This is a genomic window from Alcaligenes ammonioxydans (genome assembly GCF_019343455.1).
Classification (GTDB): Bacteria; Pseudomonadota; Gammaproteobacteria; order Burkholderiales; family Burkholderiaceae_B; genus Alcaligenes; species Alcaligenes ammonioxydans.
In genome coordinates, this window is record NZ_CP049362.1 from 273,577 (window position 1) to 291,119 (window position 17,543).

Annotated in this window: 18 protein-coding genes; 6 read left to right on the top strand and 12 right to left on the bottom strand. The window is 56.8% G+C overall.

Annotated elements, in window-relative coordinates; translation table 11 throughout:
- The first annotated feature begins 735 nt into the window (after window positions 1–735).
- Window positions 736–1,446, top strand: coding sequence for a Crp/Fnr family transcriptional regulator (locus FE795_RS01225; protein WP_039943950.1), 711 nt, complete (start codon window positions 736–738; stop codon window positions 1,444–1,446).
- Here the strand turns inward: FE795_RS01225 and FE795_RS01230 are convergent.
- Both FE795_RS01230 and FE795_RS01235 read right to left on the bottom strand, forming a co-directional pair.
- Window positions 1,385–2,752 carry a hypothetical protein gene (locus FE795_RS01230; RefSeq protein ID WP_219235456.1) on the bottom strand — a complete coding sequence of 456 codons (1,368 nt, stop codon included), beginning with the start codon at window positions 2,750–2,752 and terminating at the stop codon, window positions 1,385–1,387. The two genes, FE795_RS01225 and FE795_RS01230, sit on opposite strands and share 62 nt — an antisense overlap.
- Before the next feature lie 4 nt (window positions 2,753–2,756).
- A complete protein-coding gene (locus FE795_RS01235) occupies window positions 2,757–2,978 on the bottom strand; it encodes a DUF2249 domain-containing protein (protein WP_131071180.1) in 222 nt (73 codons plus the stop codon).
- Window positions 2,979–3,227: 249 nt separating this feature from the next.
- On the opposite strand from FE795_RS01235, the gene ubiU reads away from it, so the two are divergent.
- From ubiU to ubiT, 3 genes are read left to right on the top strand one after another with little or no spacing between them, the layout of a single operon-like run.
- Entirely contained in the window at window positions 3,228–4,223 is a 996-nt protein-coding gene (gene ubiU, locus FE795_RS01240; protein WP_219236086.1) for a ubiquinone anaerobic biosynthesis protein UbiU, read from the top strand.
- A gap of 18 nt (window positions 4,224–4,241) precedes the next feature.
- Window positions 4,242–5,144 carry a ubiquinone anaerobic biosynthesis protein UbiV gene (gene ubiV / locus FE795_RS01245; protein WP_003804510.1) on the top strand — a complete coding sequence of 301 codons (903 nt, stop codon included), beginning with the start codon at window positions 4,242–4,244 and terminating at the stop codon, window positions 5,142–5,144.
- Between the two features lie 39 nt (window positions 5,145–5,183).
- Window positions 5,184–5,666 (top strand): ubiquinone anaerobic biosynthesis accessory factor UbiT, encoded by a 483-nt coding sequence (gene ubiT, locus FE795_RS01250; protein WP_003804509.1) that lies wholly within the window; start codon window positions 5,184–5,186, stop codon window positions 5,664–5,666.
- On the opposite strand, the gene FE795_RS01255 is transcribed toward ubiT, so the two are convergent.
- The 9 genes from FE795_RS01255 to FE795_RS01295 all read right to left on the bottom strand — a co-directional run bounded on the left by FE795_RS01255 (window position 5,663) and on the right by FE795_RS01295 (window position 14,302).
- A complete protein-coding gene (locus tag FE795_RS01255; protein ID WP_003804507.1) occupies window positions 5,663–6,412 on the bottom strand; it encodes an anaerobic ribonucleoside-triphosphate reductase activating protein in 750 nt (249 codons plus the stop codon). The genes ubiT and FE795_RS01255 overlap by 4 nt on opposite strands.
- A 4-nt stretch (window positions 6,413–6,416) precedes the next feature.
- The gene (gene nrdD, locus FE795_RS01260) at window positions 6,417–6,611 is read right to left on the bottom strand and encodes an anaerobic ribonucleoside-triphosphate reductase (RefSeq protein ID WP_003804504.1); all 195 of its coding nucleotides are present in this window, start codon (window positions 6,609–6,611) and stop codon (window positions 6,417–6,419) included.
- 175 nt (window positions 6,612–6,786) lie between these two features.
- Window positions 6,787–8,673: a ribonucleoside triphosphate reductase gene (locus FE795_RS01265; RefSeq protein WP_131071184.1), complete on the bottom strand. Its 1,887-nt coding sequence runs from the start codon at window positions 8,671–8,673 to the stop codon at window positions 6,787–6,789.
- A gap of 320 nt (window positions 8,674–8,993) precedes the next feature.
- On the bottom strand, window positions 8,994–9,452 hold the full coding sequence (locus FE795_RS01270) for an HIT family protein (RefSeq protein ID WP_059318456.1): 459 nt from the start codon (window positions 9,450–9,452) through the stop codon (window positions 8,994–8,996).
- Window positions 9,449–10,249: an indole-3-glycerol phosphate synthase TrpC gene (gene trpC / locus FE795_RS01275; protein WP_003804499.1), complete on the bottom strand. Its 801-nt coding sequence runs from the start codon at window positions 10,247–10,249 to the stop codon at window positions 9,449–9,451. Before trpC ends, FE795_RS01270 begins: the two co-directional genes overlap by 4 nt.
- Window positions 10,246–11,280, bottom strand: coding sequence for an anthranilate phosphoribosyltransferase (trpD, locus tag FE795_RS01280; RefSeq protein ID WP_003804497.1), 1,035 nt, complete (start codon window positions 11,278–11,280; stop codon window positions 10,246–10,248). The genes trpC and trpD overlap by 4 nt, the downstream gene beginning before the upstream one ends.
- A 4-nt stretch (window positions 11,281–11,284) precedes the next feature.
- A complete protein-coding gene (locus FE795_RS01285) occupies window positions 11,285–11,848 on the bottom strand; it encodes an anthranilate synthase component II (RefSeq protein ID WP_131071185.1) in 564 nt (187 codons plus the stop codon).
- A gap of 38 nt (window positions 11,849–11,886) precedes the next feature.
- Window positions 11,887–13,407, bottom strand: a complete 1,521-nt coding sequence (trpE, locus tag FE795_RS01290; RefSeq protein WP_003804493.1) for an anthranilate synthase component I — start codon at window positions 13,405–13,407, stop codon at window positions 11,887–11,889.
- A gap of 214 nt (window positions 13,408–13,621) precedes the next feature.
- Window positions 13,622–14,302, bottom strand: a complete 681-nt coding sequence (locus FE795_RS01295; protein ID WP_207307393.1) for a phosphoglycolate phosphatase — start codon at window positions 14,300–14,302, stop codon at window positions 13,622–13,624.
- Window positions 14,303–14,511: 209 nt separating this feature from the next.
- On the opposite strand from FE795_RS01295, the gene FE795_RS01300 reads away from it, so the two are divergent.
- Window positions 14,512–16,314, top strand: coding sequence for a GGDEF domain-containing protein (locus FE795_RS01300; RefSeq protein WP_219235457.1), 1,803 nt, complete (start codon window positions 14,512–14,514; stop codon window positions 16,312–16,314).
- Window positions 16,315–16,350: 36 nt separating this feature from the next.
- Here FE795_RS01300 and rpe read toward each other — a convergent pair whose 3' ends face one another.
- On the bottom strand, window positions 16,351–17,046 hold the full coding sequence (gene rpe / locus FE795_RS01305) for a ribulose-phosphate 3-epimerase (RefSeq protein WP_003804487.1): 696 nt from the start codon (window positions 17,044–17,046) through the stop codon (window positions 16,351–16,353).
- Window positions 17,047–17,164: 118 nt separating this feature from the next.
- Here rpe and apaG point away from each other — a divergent pair, with 118 nt between their 5' ends.
- Complete coding sequence (gene apaG / locus FE795_RS01310) at window positions 17,165–17,539, top strand: Co2+/Mg2+ efflux protein ApaG (RefSeq protein WP_039943828.1); 375 nt, start codon at window positions 17,165–17,167, stop codon at window positions 17,537–17,539.
- The last annotated feature ends 4 nt before the right edge of the window (window positions 17,540–17,543 follow it).

Below are 17,543 nucleotides of genomic sequence, written 5' to 3' on the forward strand. Positions count from 1 at the left end.
TGAACCTCAGCCTCTCGCATCAATCCGTTGTCTATCTGCCGGGTGATCGCGCTACGCTTAGTGCTTCTAGGGTTTGCTGCTGTTGCGCAGCGTGAAGTTGCTTTTTTATTTATCTCGGCTCAGCCAGGCTTTAGCGACGCGGCTTGGCCGCTGGTTGCCACCAGATGGTGCCAAGTCCCAAGTCGGGTTACAACCTTCCGCTTTATCTAGCGGGTGGTTCACCGCTTATGTGTACTCCAGCCCCGCTCAATTTTTTAGCGACGGCATCCGACGGCCGAGATCAGATGGGTGTTCGGTCCGCTGTTTCTTCTACCTGCATTTCTCCTCCCCTGGCGCCCCTGAAATTCCCATTTTCCTATTTGGTATTGCAGCTATTCAGCCTGCGAAGGCGTATCACACCCATTCAGAATCGAAGTCGACTTGGAAACGAGGCCACTTCCTATCAACGCCACCCCTTGATATTCCCTATCACTAACATGGTCAAATTTGACCGCTTCCTGCTTGGATCTGCTCCCAAGTCATGCTGAACTAGCAGTTCTGACTGTTTTCTTACTTTCTCTCCAAGACCTCGATTTATCTGTTTGACGTGTATCAATCAGGCGCCGAGCAATGCTGAGCAGGCTGGAAAGGAGTATGTCAGTCTAGCGATGGTTCTACTTGATTCATGGAAAAGATATGGCGGCTCAAGATACGGCCTCACACACAGGCAATGATGATTTTTCGGACATCCGACTGATGCAGGGCGAAGGAGCTGGGCGTTGGAAGCGTATCCAGGCTCACTTGGCTCATCTGCCTATTTTCAAGGAGCTGCCGCTAGAGCAGCTTGAACCGATCGCCAAAGGTACTCAGGAAGTACACGCGTTACGCGGCACCACTTTGTTTCGTAGTGGTGACCCGTGCGTAGGGTTTCATATGTTGGTATATGGCCGAGTGAAGCTGGTGTTTGTTTCTTCATCAGGGGCAGAACGGGTGGTGCGTCTGGTCGGCCCAGGGGAGGGGTTTGGTGAGGCTTTAATGTTCATGGGCCGTAATTACATCGTGACAGCCCAGACACTCGTGGACTCTTTGCTCTTGCACATCAACAAGGACGCCTTGATGGAACAACTGGACAAGGGAAGTGATGTGGCGCGTTTGATGCTGGCCGGTTTAAGTGAGCGCTTATATCGTTTGATGGGTGAACTGGAAGCCTACACCTTGCACAACGGGGTGCAGCGCTTGGTCGGCTATCTCTTGCAGGAATGGCCAGGTGAGGAGGGCGTGCCGTTCAGGATTGACGTGGGCAAGTCCGTAATTGCTTCCCGTCTGAACCTGACCCCGGAGCACTTATCGCGCACATTGCGTGATCTGATGGACCGGGATCTGATTCGAGTTCAGCGACGTAACTTTACGATTCTGGATAGTGCGGCCTTGCGGCAATACGGTGCTCTGCCTGATACGCGCGAATAGCGCGCAGGCTATGGCAATAGCGCTGCCAGGCGGTCCAGAGATTCCAGCTCAAGGCTGTAAAAGACAACAGCAATGCAGGGGCTGCTACCCATGCGAAAGATTCGACTCCCAGGCTTGCCCCTGTCCAAAGCACCAGGCTTAGGCTGTGCAAGGCCCAATGTACTCGGGCGGTGGACGCGGGGATGTAGTGAGCCGTCTTGGGAATCAACTGCAAGAGGGCGCGGGTGTGCTCGGTATTATCAGTGTCCATGCTGACATGCTCCTGTGCCTCGCGCCAGAGCAAAAAAGGCACGATGGTATAGAGCATTCCACAAACGACGGAACCTAAGGCTCCCATTATCAGCAAGACTCCCATGGCTAGCTCCGCGTTGGAGGCGGCGGGACTGTGGGCCCAGAAGTTCAAAAGGATCGCAACCACCAGACTGCTCAAGGAGCTGTACCAGAATAACGTGCTGGCCCCTGCTGTGGGGCGCTTGCGTTTCCAGAGTCGCGCCCAGGTAATCACTGCCCATAAGCCGTAGCTTAGAAAGATCAGATAGGTGACCAGATCACGCACGGGCAGCCAGGAGCCAGGCAAAGAGCTTAAGCCCCCGTGCGCAATCAGCAGTGCTCCTACGACCCAAGGAAGCCAACGCACCAGAGGCGCCGGGTAAAGTTCGGTGATTTGAAAAATAGGCAGCAGCTGGAACGACATGGCGATCAGCAGCAAGCCTGCCCAAGCGGCCAAACCCATCATCACGTGCAGGTTCAGCAGATTGGCGACCGCTTGTTCGTTTGTCAGGGCGACCAGCATGGCAAGCCCTGTTGAGACAGTCAGCAACAGACCCAGCATGGCCAGGCGGATAGGGGCGACGACCTCTTTGGCACCGCGAAAGATGCCACGCCGAGAGCGCCACAAGGCCAGCATGACAGTGAGCAGATAGCCGCCCAGAGCAAGGGCCAGACAAATGCCTGCCAGTGTGTACGCCCAGCGTTGCCAGCTCAGAAAGCCTGTCATCAGAAGTAGTGTGCCGGCGCCGAGCATGCTCCAGAAAATTAGCGCCCGACCGCGTGCCACCGGAATACGCACATTACAGGCCACTGCCAAAATATGCACCAAAGAGGCAAACATGGCGCTGCCCACGATTCCCAAGGTCCAGGCATGGGTTAAGGCCAAGATGGCCGGGTGCCAGCGGGAGTTGAATAGTTCCGGTCCGCTGTAGAGTGCCAGCATGGCGGCCAGTAGACCAAAAAAAGGGACGTTCGCAAACAGGGGCAAGGTCAGTGATAAAGAGGGGGACTGATCCAGCGATAAAGCGCGTTGCATAGACTTAGTTCCTGCGGATGATGAGCTGAAAGCCGTTTTCTGTTTGGGTGCCCTGGTAGCGAAAACCGGCACGACGCAGAATGTCATACAGGGGGAAAGGTTCTCTATCCAGCCACATGAGTAAAGTCTGGGTGGGGGCCAGCTCGGCCAGCACCTCCAGGCAATGCTCCAAAGGTTCAGGGGCGGGCAGGCCGCGTGTATCCAGCGTGATCTCTGTATGCGTCATCAAGACTCCAGCACAAAAGGCTTGGGAGGCATTGTGGACCATTCTGCCCGCTTATGGTGCAGACAAGGTGAGACTTGTTTGCCGTCGGTCAGGAGGTGGGAGGAATTTGATATGCGTTAAGGCCCCCCGGTTTCGGAGCAGGCATAGTGGTGGTCTTGTCGAGCCAGGATTCTGCCCTGGCCAGAGTGAAGATCGGGGAGTGTCATGAATACAGCGTTCACGGCTTTAGCCGCGTCTGATCAGCCGCAGATGGAATTGGTTTGCCCCGCAGGCAGCCTGCCCGCCTTGAAAGCGGCGATCGACAATGGGGCCGACAGTGTTTATCTGGGGTTCCGAGATGCCACCAATGCCCGGAATTTCGCCGGGCTCAATTTTGATGGGCAGGCGATTGCACAAGGCATTGATTATGCGCATCAGCGTGGCCGCAAAGTCTTGCTGGCACTCAATACCTATCCGCAACCCAATGCCTGGCAGCAGTGGCGCGATGCGGTGGACCGGGCAGCCGAGGCTCAGGTCGATGCGGTCATCATGGCAGACCCCGGTTTGATGGCGTATGCCAGCCAGACACATCCCAATCTGCGTTTGCACTTGTCGGTGCAGGGTTCAGCCACCAATCCGGAGGCCATCAGGTATTACCACCAGAACTTCGGTATTCAGCGTGTGGTCCTGCCGCGGGTTTTGTCCATGGCACAAGTGGAACAGGTCTGTGAGCAGGTCCCCGTTCAGGTTGAGGTTTTTGGCTTTGGCAGTTTGTGCGTGATGGTGGAGGGGCGCTGTGCCTTGTCTTCCTATGCCACCGGAGAATCGCCCAATACGCATGGGGTCTGTTCCCCCGCCGGGCATGTGCGCTGGGAACAAACAGATCGAGGCCTGGAGTCGCGTCTGAACGGGGTGCTGATTGATCGTTATCAGGAGGGTGAGAACGCGGCTTACCCCACTTTGTGCAAAGGGCGCTTTGATGTGGCGGGCGAAAACTATTACGCCCTGGAAGAGCCCACCAGTCTGAATACCTTGTCCTTGTTGCCACAGTTGTTGGCGGCGGGTGTCAGCGCCATCAAGATTGAAGGCCGGCAACGTAGTCCCGCTTATGTCGCTCAAGTTACCCAGGTGTGGCGTCAAGCGATTAATTCGGCCAAATCCACGCCTGCCCGTTATTCAGTCCACCCCGCTTGGATGGGGGCTTTGAACAAATTGGCCGAAGGGCAGCAACATACGCTGGGTGCCTATTCTCGGCCCTGGAAGTAGAGTACGGGAGGCTCAAACATGAAATTATCTTTAGGCCCCTTGCAGTACTACTGGTCCCGCATCGCCACCATGCAGTTTTATGAGTCGGCCTGCGACTGGCCTGTGGATGTGGTGTATCTGGGCGAGACGGTATGTTCACGCCGTCACGAGTTACGGCTGGATGATTGGCTGGATATTGCGCAGATGCTGGCTCAGGCTGGCAAGATGCCGGTTCTGTCCAGTCAGGTCTTGCTGGAGTCCGGGCGGGACGTCAATACGCTACGCAAGCTTACCGAGCAGGCGGAGTACCTGGTTGAAGCCAATGATATGGGGGCGGTGCGTTTGATGCAGGGTCGGGACTTTGTCGCCGGCCCTTTTTTGAATGTTTATAACGGGCCCGTGCTGGATTTGATCGCCTCCCAAGGGGCGGTGCGCTGGGTGATGCCTCTGGAAATGGGCCGTGCAGGACTGGCGCAGTTGCAGCAGGACCGGCCTGCCGGTTTGGAAACCGAGGTCTTTGCTTTCGGGCGCCTGCCCTTGGCTTTCTCGGCCCGTTGTTTTGCCGCGCGTAATCGCAACTTGCCCAAGGACAATTGCCAGTACGTGTGCATGGACTATCCCGATGGTTTGTTGCTGGAAACACGGGAGGGGCAGGGTTTTTTGAACATCAATGGTATCCAGACCCAATCCGCCTGGGTGTACACCTTGCTGGAGCAGATACAGGACCTGCGCGCCTTGGGTGTCGATATGCTGCGCTTGAGCCCGCAGTCTCAACATATGGATGCCGTCGTGCATTTGTTTCATGATGTGGTGCAGGGCCGTATCCAGGCATCAGATGCGCACGAGGATATGTTGCCCTTGCTGCCTGCCAAAGCCTGCAACGGATTCTGGCACGGTCGTCCCGGCTTGGAATGGGTGGCGCCGGTACCAGAGCGTTTTTAAGGGAGGGATGCAAGAGTGAATGAAATAAGGACACCTCGTTTGCCCGCTGTTGTGGCTGGTGTTGTAAGTCGTTTGCCCCCGTGGCCCGGCTCTCGTTTGTTTTGTACCGGCTTGAACGTGTTGATGCGCCCTCACGTGCCGACTGATGTGGCGGAACGATTGGAAGGGCGGGCGTTACGCATACAGGTGGCGGATGCGGGTTTGGCGTTTGACTACACCTGGCGCCAAGGAGCTTTTTACCCCCTGTCCGTACGCGCACAAAGTCCGGATTTGACCTTGAAAGCAGATCTTTGGGCGTTTTATCAACTTTTACAGCGGCAGGAAGACCCGGATACCTTGTTTTTTAATCGGCGTTTGTCGATTGAGGGCGATACGGAGCTGGGTCTGATGGTGAAGAACACTCTGGATGCTTTGGAACCTGATATTCTGCATCCCCGTGCCGTACTCAAGCAGGGCAAAGCGGCTTTACAGGATGTGCTGCGTCGTCCTATCCGAACGCCCGCTTCGTCCGAAGGCAGCTAAGAGCGCCGCACTTCAAAATGCGGAAACAGCTTTTGGAGGGTCTCTAACACTTCTGCGCCTGGGTAGGCCTCCAAAGCCTGCCCAGTTTCATTCAGAAAATTATCCTCACAGCCTTGTGTGCGGAAGATCTGCACGGCATAGCGCTGGACGCCCAGCTTATGTAAATGTTGCCCCAAGGCTTGTATCGAGGCCGGGCTATGCAACTGCGGGTGAAGGGTGCTGCGACATTCAAACAGTACCTCTCCGTTCAGTAGCAACTGCAAGCTGCGCAAAGGTGCAGCCGCACTCTTGCTACGTTGGGTAATGGCATCGTATTGACTGAACTCGGCTTTGATGTCCAGCCCTATCCAGTCGAGCCACGGGAGTATGGCCTGCAGTCGGGCTGGATGGGTTCCAGCCGTGTGCAGGCCAATTTTGAAGCCGAGTTTGCGCACTGCCTGGATTGCCGAGCCCAGGGCGGGGTCCAGGGTGGGTTCGCCGCCGCTAAAGACCACGGCATCCAGCAGGCCCACCCGGCGATTGAGAAAAACCATCAGATCATCCCAATCAATGGCACTGTCAGTCGTACGCTCTTGTAAATGGGGGTTATGGCAGTAGCCACAGCGCCAGGGACAGCCTTGCACAAAGATGACAGCAGCGAGCTTGCCCGGGTAATCCGTGGCTGAGAAAGGAGCGCAGCCGCCCACTTTCAATGTCACTTTGTGCGTGTTGGTCTTTGGGTAAGGGGGGCGTGTGGCGTACGTCATATTATTAGCGGCTAGCCTGGCTGGAAGGGACGGCGTTGCTCAACGCAGTGCTGGTTTCTGTGAAGTAGCGTCGCTCATGAAATTCACCTTGCTTGCCAATATTGAAAGACGACATGGGACGGTGGTAGCCCATGACCCGTGTCCATATTTCGCAGGGCTGGCGCTCGGAATCTTGGAGAGTGATGGTTTCGGTGCTCATAAGAAAACTCCTTGGATAAAAGGGCCGTCACAAGGTCGGATGTGTTCGGCCACGGTGTGCCACGAGGCGGGTTAGCAAGTCGCGGTCAAGCTAAGTGGGTTGTCCGGATTTAGTGGAAATAGGCAGGACAAGTAGCGTTCGTTCAGGGGTGGCGGTCGGGTGTCCGAGAGCTGCTTTAGTAGGCGGATGCTTCTGGTTGGGCAGACACGTTTACTTTTCGCGTTGCTGGTTCTTTGTCCTGCTCCTGCCTTTGTGTCTGTTGCGGCTTCGGTTTCTGCCCCTGTCCGGTTGGAGGGGTTTGCGGGTTCGGGCACGTCGGAATGGACGCTTCGTTGCGAGTCTGTGCGATTTTGTTGACCAGTAGTTCCTTGTCGCAGTGCGGGCAGAATTCGTGTTTCCCCGACAGATAGCCGTGTTTGGGGCAGATGGAGAAGGTGGGCGTGACGGTGATGTAGGGCAGGGAAAAGCGGCTCAGGGCTCGCTGCACCAGATTGCGGCAGGCATCGGTGCTGGACAGAGCCTCGCTCATGTACAGGTGCAACACTGTTCCCCCCGTGTATTTGCCTTGCAGCTCATCCTGGCGCTCCAGGGCTTCGAAGGGATCTTCGGTAAAGCCGACGGGTAATTGTGAGGAGTTGGTGTAGTAGGGCATGTGCGTGGTGCCGGCCTGCAAAATATCGGGCCAGCGGGCGCGGTCTTCTTTGGCAAAGCGATAGGTGGTGCCTTCCGCAGGGGTGGCCTCCAGGTTGTACAGATGTCCGGTACGTTCTTGAAACTCCACCATGCGCTGTCGAATATGGTCGAGCAGACGCACCGCGAACTGGTGCCCCCAGACGGTACACAGGCTCTCCTGATCCTGGGTGAAGTTGCGGATCATCTCGTTAACGCCATTGACTCCCAGCGTGGAGAAGTGATTGCGCAAGGTGCCCAGATAACGGCGCGTGTAGGGGAACAGTCCTTGGTCCATGTGGTGCTGAATAACGGTGCGCTTGATTTCCAGGCTGTCGCGGCCCATTTCCAGCAGTTCATCCAGACGAGCAAACAGGCCGGCTTCATCGCCTTGATACAGATAACCCAGGCGGGCGCAGTTCAAGGTCACGACACCCAGTGAGCCGGTTTGCTCGGCAGAACCGAATAAGCCATTGCCGCGCTTGAGCAGCTCGCGCAGATCCAGCTGCAGGCGGCAGCACATGGAGCGGATCATGTTCGGCTCCAGCTCGGAGTTAATGAAGTTCTGGAAGTAGGGCAGACCGTACTTGGCCGTCATGGCAAACAGGCGTTCGGCATTCGGGCTGTACCAGTCAAAGTCCCGGGTGATGTTGTAAGTGGGGATGGGGAAGGTGAAAGCCCGTCCACGGGCGTCGCCCTCGCTCATGACTTCGATGTACGCCTGGTTGATCATGTCCATTTCGGCTTGCAGGTCTCCGTAGCAAAACGGCATTTCTTCACCGCCGATTTGTGGCACCTGTTCGCGTAGGTCGTCGGGACACACCCAATCAAAGGTCAGATTGGTAAAGGGCGTTTGTGTGCCCCAGCGCGAGGGCACATTCAGGTTGTAGATCAGCTCTTGCATGCATTGGCGCACGTGCTTGTAGTTCAAGCCGTCCTTGCGGATGAAGGGGGCCATATAGGTATCAAAGGAGCTGAAAGCCTGGGCGCCGGCCCATTCATTCTGCAAGGTGCCTAGAAAATTGACGACCTGGCCGACAGCACTACTGAGATGACGGGGAGGGCCGGATTCGATTTTGCCGGGCACGCCATTGAGTCCTTCATTCAGGAAGGTGCGCAAGGACCAGCCGGCGCAGTAGCCAGAAAGCATGTCCAGATCGTGGATATGCAGGTCGGCCTGACGGTGTGCCTGGCCGATCGCTTCGGGGTAGACATGACTGAGCCAGTAGTTGGCAATCATTTTGCCGGAGCTGTTCAGAATCAACCCGCCCAGCGAATAGCCCTGGTTGGCATTGGCTTGTACGCGCCAGTCCTGGCGGTCCAGATACTCGGTAATGGAGCGGATGATGTCCAGCTGAGCAACGGGACGCGACGCGGTTTCCTGGGTAGCCATATTGTTCACCAAAACCTATATATAGTGATTTTTACGATTCGCGACACTATATATGGTGGTTTTTGGTGGGGCTAGGTGATTGTTGTCCAGGCTTGATCTAGGTTAATTTTGTGCTTGGAGCGACAAGGTCAAGGGGTGGCGGAACGAAGTCTTTGGGCACACCTTACCCTTATCCTTCTTAGGTGGGGATTGTTGAAGGCGAGAGGGTCGTGTTGCCAGGCGTAAAGAGGGGCTATGCTCTGCTACGCAAGCACACTGTCTGCGTGCAGGTAGCGCAAGAGCGGCTTGGCTCCTGCCGGTGGAGTCGCGCAGTAGCGTGTTTAGTGGTCGAACCGGGCTTGCAGCGCAGTACGCAGTGCCTGCTGATACTCGCTGACTTGCTCAAGCAGGCGTGCCTCATGGGAAGCCCAGCCTTGTTTCTGTTCTTCCGTGCGAGGGGGGGCGGGTGACCAGGCAGAATCCGGAAAGAACGGATCGTCCTTCCAGCGAGGAATGAGGTGCCAATGCAGATGCGGAACCTGATTCCCGAATTGAGCCAGATTGATTTTGGCGACTCCCAGCTGTTCACGCTGGATTTGCTCCACCACATAGACCGCCGCCATGAGGTGCTGCCGCTGTGCTTCAGACAGGTCTGTCATTTCAGCCACATGCTCTTGCCAGATCACCCGTGTATAGCCGGGAAAGGGGCTGTCTGTGACGGCCAGTACCTGCAGCCCTGCGCCCGACCAGAGCAGTTGATCGGGCGTCAAGGCGCACAGGGGGCAAGCGGGGGTGCTCATGCAGGCTGACCAAAGAACAGGTTCTGCAAGGCTACGCCTGGATCAGGTTCACGCATGAACGCCTCACCCACCAGGAAAGCCTGGACCTGGTTATCGCGCATCAGGGCGACATCCTCAAGGGTGTGGATGCCGCTTTCGGTGACAACGCGCTTTTCGCTGGGGATGAAGGGCAGCAGGTCCAGCGTGTTCTGGAGGTCGGTCTCGAAGGTACGCAGGTTGCGGTTGTTGATACCCAGCAGGCTGGTTTTCATTTGCAGAGCAATATCCAGTTCGGCGCGGTCATGTACTTCAACCAGAACATCCATACCCAGCTCGTGCGCCATGGCTTCAAATTCCATCAACTGATTTTGCTCCAGGGCTGCGACGATCAGCAAGATGCAGTCTGCGCCCATGGCTCGGGCGTGAATGATCTGGTAGGGGTCAATAATGAAATCTTTACGCAGTACGGGTAGCGCACACACGGCACGCGCCTGGCGCAGGTGATCGTAAGAGCCTTGGAAATACTGGATATCCGTCAGGACGGACAGGCAGGCCGCACCATGGGCGGCATAGCTGGCGGCGATTTCGGTGGGGTTGAAATCGGCACGGATCACACCCTTGGAGGGGGAGGCTTTTTTGACTTCCGCAATAATGGCTGGCTTGCCTTGGGCAATCTTGTCTTCAATGGCGCTGGCAAAGCCGCGCAGGTCGTTCCGGTTCTTCGCCTCGCGCAGCAGGTCGGACTCGCTGCGCAACTGGCGGGCGGTAACGACTTCAGCTCTTTTGGTGTCGAGGATCTTGGCCAGAATGTCGTTCATGGGTTTAACTTCCTTGTATAAGCGCGGAATTGTTCGAGTTTTTCGCGGGCGGCACCGCTGGCAATGGCCTCAAAAGCCATGCGCAGGCCTTGTTCAATGGAGTCGGCGTGGTTGGCAGCATAGATGGCCAGACCAGCATTGAGGCCAACAATATCACGAGCGGTGCCCTCTTGGTTATTGAGGGCTTCCATAATCATTACGGCGGATTCTTCTTTGCTGGAGACGCGAATGCTGCGGTTGGAGGTCATCGCCATTCCGAAGTCTTCGGGGTGAATCTCATACTCGCGCACTTGCCCGTCCTTGAGCTCGCCCACCAGGGTGGCCGCTCCCAGGGAGGCTTCATCCATGCCGTCCTTGCCGTGCACGATCAGCACGTGTTTGGCCCCCAGGCGTTGCATCACGCGAACCTGAATGCCTACCAGGTCGGGGTGGAACACGCCCATCAACTGGTTGGTGGCACCGGCCGGGTTGGTCAGAGGACCCAGAATATTGAAAATGGTACGTACCCCCAGCTCCTTACGCACGGCAGCGACATTTTTCATGGCGCCGTGGTGAGCGGGGGCGAACATGAAGCCGATATTGGTATCGGCAATACTTTGCGCCACTTGCTCGGGTGAAAAGGTCAGGCGCACGCCCAAGGCTTCCAGCACGTCTGCGCTGCCTGAGGAGGACGATGCGCTGCGGTTGCCGTGTTTGGCCACTTTGACTCCGACGGAGGCGGCTACAAACATGGCAGCGGTGGAAATATTGAAGGTATTGGAGCCGTCCCCGCCTGTACCGCACATATCCAGCAATTCGTCGGGGTTAGGGGTAATCACAGGGGTCGCAAATTCGCGCATGACCTGGGCAGCGGCGGAAATCTCACCGACGCTCTCTTTTTTGACACGCAGGCCCATCAACAAGGCGGCTGCGATCTGCGGTGACATTTCGCCACGCATCAGCATGCGCATCAGATGCAGCATTTCATCGTGGAAGATTTCCCGGTGTTCGATACAGCGCACCAGTGCTTCGGTAGGAGTGATGGTGTTCATGATATTAGAGGTCCAGAAAGTTCTTCAGTAAGGCGTGGCCATGTTCGCTGAGCACCGATTCGGGGTGAAACTGCACGCCATAGACGGGCAGGTCGCGGTGGCGTACGCCCATAATCTCGCCATCTTCGGTTTGGGCGGTCACTTCCAGGCAGTCGGGCAGGCTGTCGCGCTCGATGGCCAGGGAGTGATAGCGGGTGACATTAAAGGGCGAGGGCAAGTTGCGGAACACATCCGTGCCCTGGTGGGTGATGGGGGAGACTTTCCCATGCATGATCTGTTGCGCACGGATAATGCGCGCACCAAAAGCATGCCCGATGGCCTGATGCCCAAGACAAACGCCCAAAATAGGCAGTTTGCCGGCAAAGTGCTGGATCAGGGCGACAGACAGGCCTGCATCCGCAGGGGATTTGGGGCCTGGCGAGACGCACAGATGGCTGGGATTCAGGGTTTCAATCTCTTCCAGCGTGACCTGGTCGTTGCGTCGCACCACTACCTCCTGCCCCAGTTCTCCAAAGTACTGGACCAGGTTATAGGTAAACGAGTCATAGTTATCGAGCATGAACAGCATGGGAATACTCCGGCAAAAAGAAAGTGGCAGTGGGGCGATTAAATAGGCTCGTCCAGACCGAATTGCACTTGTTCGGCAGCGCGGATAACCGCCCGTGCCTTGGCTTCGGTCTCTTGCCATTCTTTTTCTGGATCGGAGTCGGCCACAACGCCGGCCGCGGCCTGCACATACAGCATGCCGTCCTTGATGACACCGGTGCGAATGGCAATAGCCAGATCCATTTCGCCCGAGTAGCTCAGGTAGCCTGCAGCGCCACCGTAAACACCACGGCGTACGGGTTCCAGTTCATCAATGACTTCCATGGCGCGTACCTTGGGAGCGCCCGTCAGGGTGCCCGCCGGAAAGGAAGCACGCAAGACGTCCATCTGACTCATGCCGTCTTGCAGTTCCCCGCAAACGTTGGAGACCAGATGCTGTACGTGCGAATACCGCTCGATGGCCATGGTGTCAGTGACCTGGACTGTGCCGGTTTTGGCGATGCGGCCAATGTCATTGCGGGCCAGATCGATCAGCATCAGGTGTTCGGCGCGTTCTTTGGGGTCAGCCTTGAGCTCGGCGGCCAGTGCTGCATCGGCCTCAGGGGTGGCGCCGCGTTTGCGGGTACCGGCCAAGGGACGAATGGTGACGCGTTCTATATTGCGCCCATCCTGACGGTGCTCTTCTTGCCGCACCAGAATTTCTGGCGATGCACCTACCACCTGGAAGTCGTCAAAGTTCCAGAAGTACATGTAGGGAGATGGGTTGAGCGAACGCAGGGCACGGTACAGGGACAAGGGGGAGTCACGGAAAGGCTTGGTGATGACCTGGCCAATCTGCACTTGCATCAGGTCGCCAGCGGCAATGTAGTCCTTGGCGCGGGCGACGGCTTTCAGGTAATCCTCTTTGTCGAAATCGCGCTCGCATTCGGTCTGCATGCTGGCGTAGGCGTAGGGAATCACCACAGGCGAGCGCAGTTTTTCACGCAGCTCTTTCAGGCGGCGCTTGGCCAGCACGTAGGCCTCGGGTTGGGCGGGGTCGGCGTAGACCAGCAAATAGGTGCGTCCGGCCAGGTTGTCCACAATCACCAGTTCGTCCACCTGCAGTAGCATGATGTCGGGCACGCCCTCTTCCTGATCGGCGGGGAAGGGCTTGCGGTTGGCGCCTAAAGACGGTTCGATGTGGCGAACGGTGTCGTAACCGAAGTAACCGGCCAGGCCACCTGCGAAACGAGGCATGCCAGGACGCAGAGCGACTTTGAAGCGGGCCTGGAATTGTTCGATGAATTCCAGTGGATCGCCTTCGGCAGTCTCCACCGGCTTGCCATCGTGCAGCACTTGGGTGTGACGCCCGTAGCTGCGGATGACGGTACGGGCAGGCAAACCAATAAAGGAGTAGCGACCGAATTGCTCGCCGCCCACAACCGATTCCATCAGGCAGCTATAACGTCCACCTTCGGGGCCGTTGTGCGCCAGTTTCAAATAAATCGACAGGGGTGTATCCAGGTCGGCGTAGGTTTCCGCAATCAGGGGGATGCGGTTAAAGCCTTCTGCTGCTAGGGCATTGAATTCTATTTCTGTCATTGGGATCTCGAGGGTCAGTGGGTACGACGAGCCGGACAGAAACAAAAAAAGCCCGGTCGTTGCGATTACCGGGCTTATTTCCTGGTGGCGCTACGCTGTGTACTACTTTGCAGGCGCGCCAGACTTCAAGGTTATATCTACCCGATACACGAACGCCACCAGCGCCAATAAGCGCCGTAGATGGTGGATGCGTGAGTGCGAGTAGACATGAATTTTATGACGTAAATATGGTGTTTCGTTGGTTGCGCAGCCAGATGGCCGCATCAGCAATAGAGGCAACTATACCATCGGAATCCAGGCTTTGCACATCCTTGCCTTCGTTATAGCCGTAAGGAACCAGCAAAACCGGGATGTGCGCCGCACGTGCCGCCTGGGCATCGTTCATGGAATCGCCGATGACCAAAGCCTGCTGGGGGCTGAGATTCATCTGTTCGCACGCATGCAGAAAGGGCAGGGGATCGGGCTTTTTGCGTGGGCAGGTATCGCCGCCCACAAGCAGTTCGAAATACGAGGCCAGCCCAGTCTGTTCCAGCAAGGGGCGTGCAAACTGTTCCGGTTTGTTGGTGACGACGGCCAGACGCAAGCCCTGATTTTTGAAATCTTCCAATCCCTCTAGTACCCCGGAATACAGGCGGCTGTGTTGGCCATTGCACAATTGGTAATGGTAATAAAATGATTCCAGTGCCTGAGAGGGGTCGGCCAGCGGTTCGGGCAGGTCCGTCAAGGCGCGCTGCACCAGATTTTCCGAGCCTTTGCCCACGAAGGTGGCGATGCGTTCCTCCGGGAGCACAGGCAGACCGAAGTCAATACGCATGGCATTACACGCGGAGGCCAGGTCCGGAATGGTATCGAGCAGCGTGCCATCCAGATCAAACAGTACAGAGAAAATATTCATCTTTTTGTAGCGAGCTTGTGACAAAATATTGTCAAATTCCTGTTAAGGTCGAGCAGAAAAGTTTTCGGAACATCGGGTTTTCATTTCGTTTGATTCATCATGTTAAAGCTCCTTACTGCGCGCGGGCTTATCAATTTAGTGAGCAAACCGTATTTTGGTACAAGATTGGCTTTCGATAGTCCGTTCAGTCAGGTCCTAGGAGCGGAAAGATGATGCTCGATACATTTCATCAGATTCTCGTAGAAAAACAAGTTACGCCGGTTTTTCAACCCATTGTGGATTTGCAGTCGGGCTTGATTCTGGGCTACGAAGGCTTGATTCGGGGGCCGAAAGACACCAGTTTTTATTCGCCGCTGGCCCTGTTTGATGCGGCCCGGCAGTGCGGGCGTTTATGGGATCTCGAGGAGCTGTGCTGCCATACCCTGGTCAGCAGTTTTAATCGGCAGGGTCTGGCGGGCAAACTGTTTTTGAACTCCAGCCCGGATGTGGTGATGCGCATGTTGCCTTCGGCCCGTCTGGAGCCGCGTACCGGCATGCCGCAACTGCATGGTATTGACTGGAGCCGGGTGGTGGTGGAGCTGACCGAGTCCGAGCGCACCGACAGTTACGATTATCTGAACCAGGCCCTGGAGCTGTATCGGCAGGAAGGGCTGCAGTTTGCCATTGATGATCTGGGCGAAGGCTATGCCTCGCTGCGTTTGTGGTCCGAGTTGCGACCCGAATACGTCAAGATCGATAAGTATTTTGTACGCGATATTGATACCGATGTGCTCAAGCAGCAATTGGTCCGTTCCATTTGCGATATCGCCAGCCACGCGCAATCCACGGTGATCGCCGAGGGCATTGAGACGGGGGCGGAGCTGCGCACCTTGCGCTATTTGGGCGTGACCTGTGGTCAGGGGTATTTGCTGTGTCGCCCCCAGCCCAATCCACCTCCTCATTTGGAGCCTGCCCAGGCTGCTTTGTTTGGCCCGTCCAGCCTACAGGTTCAGCGGCATGTGCATGGCCGCAATTCCATGAGTGTTCGACGCTTGCTGCGTCCGGCGCCAGCCGTGCCGGACAATACGCCGACCAACCGCGTGTATGAACTGTTCCAAAGCCACCCCGATTTAAGTGCGGTGGCTTTGCTTCGAGGGGACAGGCCGACGGGCATTTTGCGTCGTAGCCAGCTCTACGACCAGCTTGCCCGGCCCTATCACCGGGAGCTGTATGGCAACAAGCCTTGCTCCCTGTTCATTGATACACCGCCGTTGATTGTCGATTGCGACACCAGCGTGCTGGAGTTGGGGACCTTGATGACACAAGGGGCGGGTGATGCGCTCAGTGATGGCTTCATTATTACGGGTGCGGGCGAGTATTTGGGCCTGGGCTCCAGCGTGGAGCTGATGCGCGAGATTACGCAGATTCAGATCATGACCGCCCGGTATGCCAATCCCCTGACGCAATTGCCGGGCAACGTGCCGATCGACGAACATATCGATGGTTTATTGCGCAACCGGCAAAACTTTGCGGTCTGTTATGCCGATCTGGATCATTTCAAACCTTATAACGATCTATACGGTTATCGCAAAGGCGATGAGCTGCTTCGCTCGATGGCGGAACTGTTTACCCGCTATACCGTAGCGCGCATGGACTTTGTCGGCCATGTGGGCGGAGACGATTTTATTCTGGTGTTCACCAGTCCGGACTGGGCCGAGCGTTGCCAGGGCATTTTGGACGAGCTGGAAAAAGAGCTGGAGTCTCTCTATCGCCTGGAGCATCGGCAGGCAGGCGGTTATATGGCGGAGAACCGGCAGGGCGTGCTGGTATTTCATCCACTGGTGAGCCTGTCTTTGGGGGTAGTGACGGTTGATGAGCCCGAGTTGTACTCGGGCTCCTTGATTGCGGAGCTGGCCAGCTCCGCCAAAGCGCAGGCCAAGCGCGTGCAGGGCAATGCCTTGTTTGTGGAGCGTCGCCGCCCCGACAGCCTGGTACGGCAGGGCGGCTACAGCCGCAATGCGATGTTGCAATAAACGCGTGCTCGGCCCGTCCCTGAGCAGGCCGGGTGATCAGGCCTGTTCGGCCAAGGCGATTTGCGCACGCATGTCGCGGATGACCTGGGCGTAATCGGGCTGCCCGAAAATCGCAGATCCGGCGACAAAGGTGTCGGCACCGGCGGCACGGATGGCGCCGATATTGTCCACCTTCACGCCTCCGTCAATTTGCAGCAGGATGGGCTGGCCTCCTTGCGCGGTCCAGGCATCAATGCGGGCACGAGCCTGACGCAGCTTGTCCATGGCACTAGGGATGAAGGCCTGTCCGCCAAAGCCAGGGTTCACGGACATCAGCAGAACCAGGTCCAGCTTGTCCATCAGGTGATCCATCCAGTTCAAGGGGGTGGCCGGGTTGAACACCAGGCCGGCCTTGCAACCGTGGTCACGGATCAGCGCCAGCGTGCGATCGACATGGCGGGAGGCCTCGGGGTGAAAGCTGATGTAATCGGCGCCCGCTTTGGCAAACTGGGGAATCAGCGCGTCGACGGGCTCGACCATCAGGTGTACGTCAATGGGAGCGGTGGTGTGGGGGCGCAGCGCGGCACAGACCATGGGGCCGAATGTCAGGTTCGGGACAAAGTGGTTGTCCATGATGTCGCAGTGAACCCAGTCGGCACCGGCGGCAATCACATTGCGGACTTCCTCTCCCAAACGGGCAAAGTCGGCCGATAAAATACTGGGAGCGATACGAGTGGAGCTGGCTTGGGACATAATAGGTGCCGTAAAGATTAGACATCACGAAAATCGTGGCCATATGTCATCATTATAGTTTCAAGCCGGGGGGCCGTGCAGCGCCCCGTGTATGTACAGCCGTAACCTGGAATCCATCATGAAGCCTGACGATATTGAGGTGCAGATCACGCCCCAGTACCTGCCTGAGCAATCCGAGCCCGATAGCAATCAATACGTGTTTGCCTATACCGTCCGGATTACCAACCATGGACAACAGACGGCCCAGATTATCAGTCGTCACTGGATCATCACGGATGACAACCAGCAGGTTCAGGAAGTGCGCGGTCTGGGCGTCGTAGGCCAACAGCCGGTTCTGGCTCCAGGCGAAACCTTTGAGTACACCAGCGGCTGCCCCCTGAACACGCCGTTTGGCACCATGCGCGGCAGCTACCAATGTGTTGGTGAAAATGGTGTGCCCTTTGAGGTCGCCATTCAGGAGTTCATCCTTTCTTCTCCCCGTACCTTGCACTAAGGGT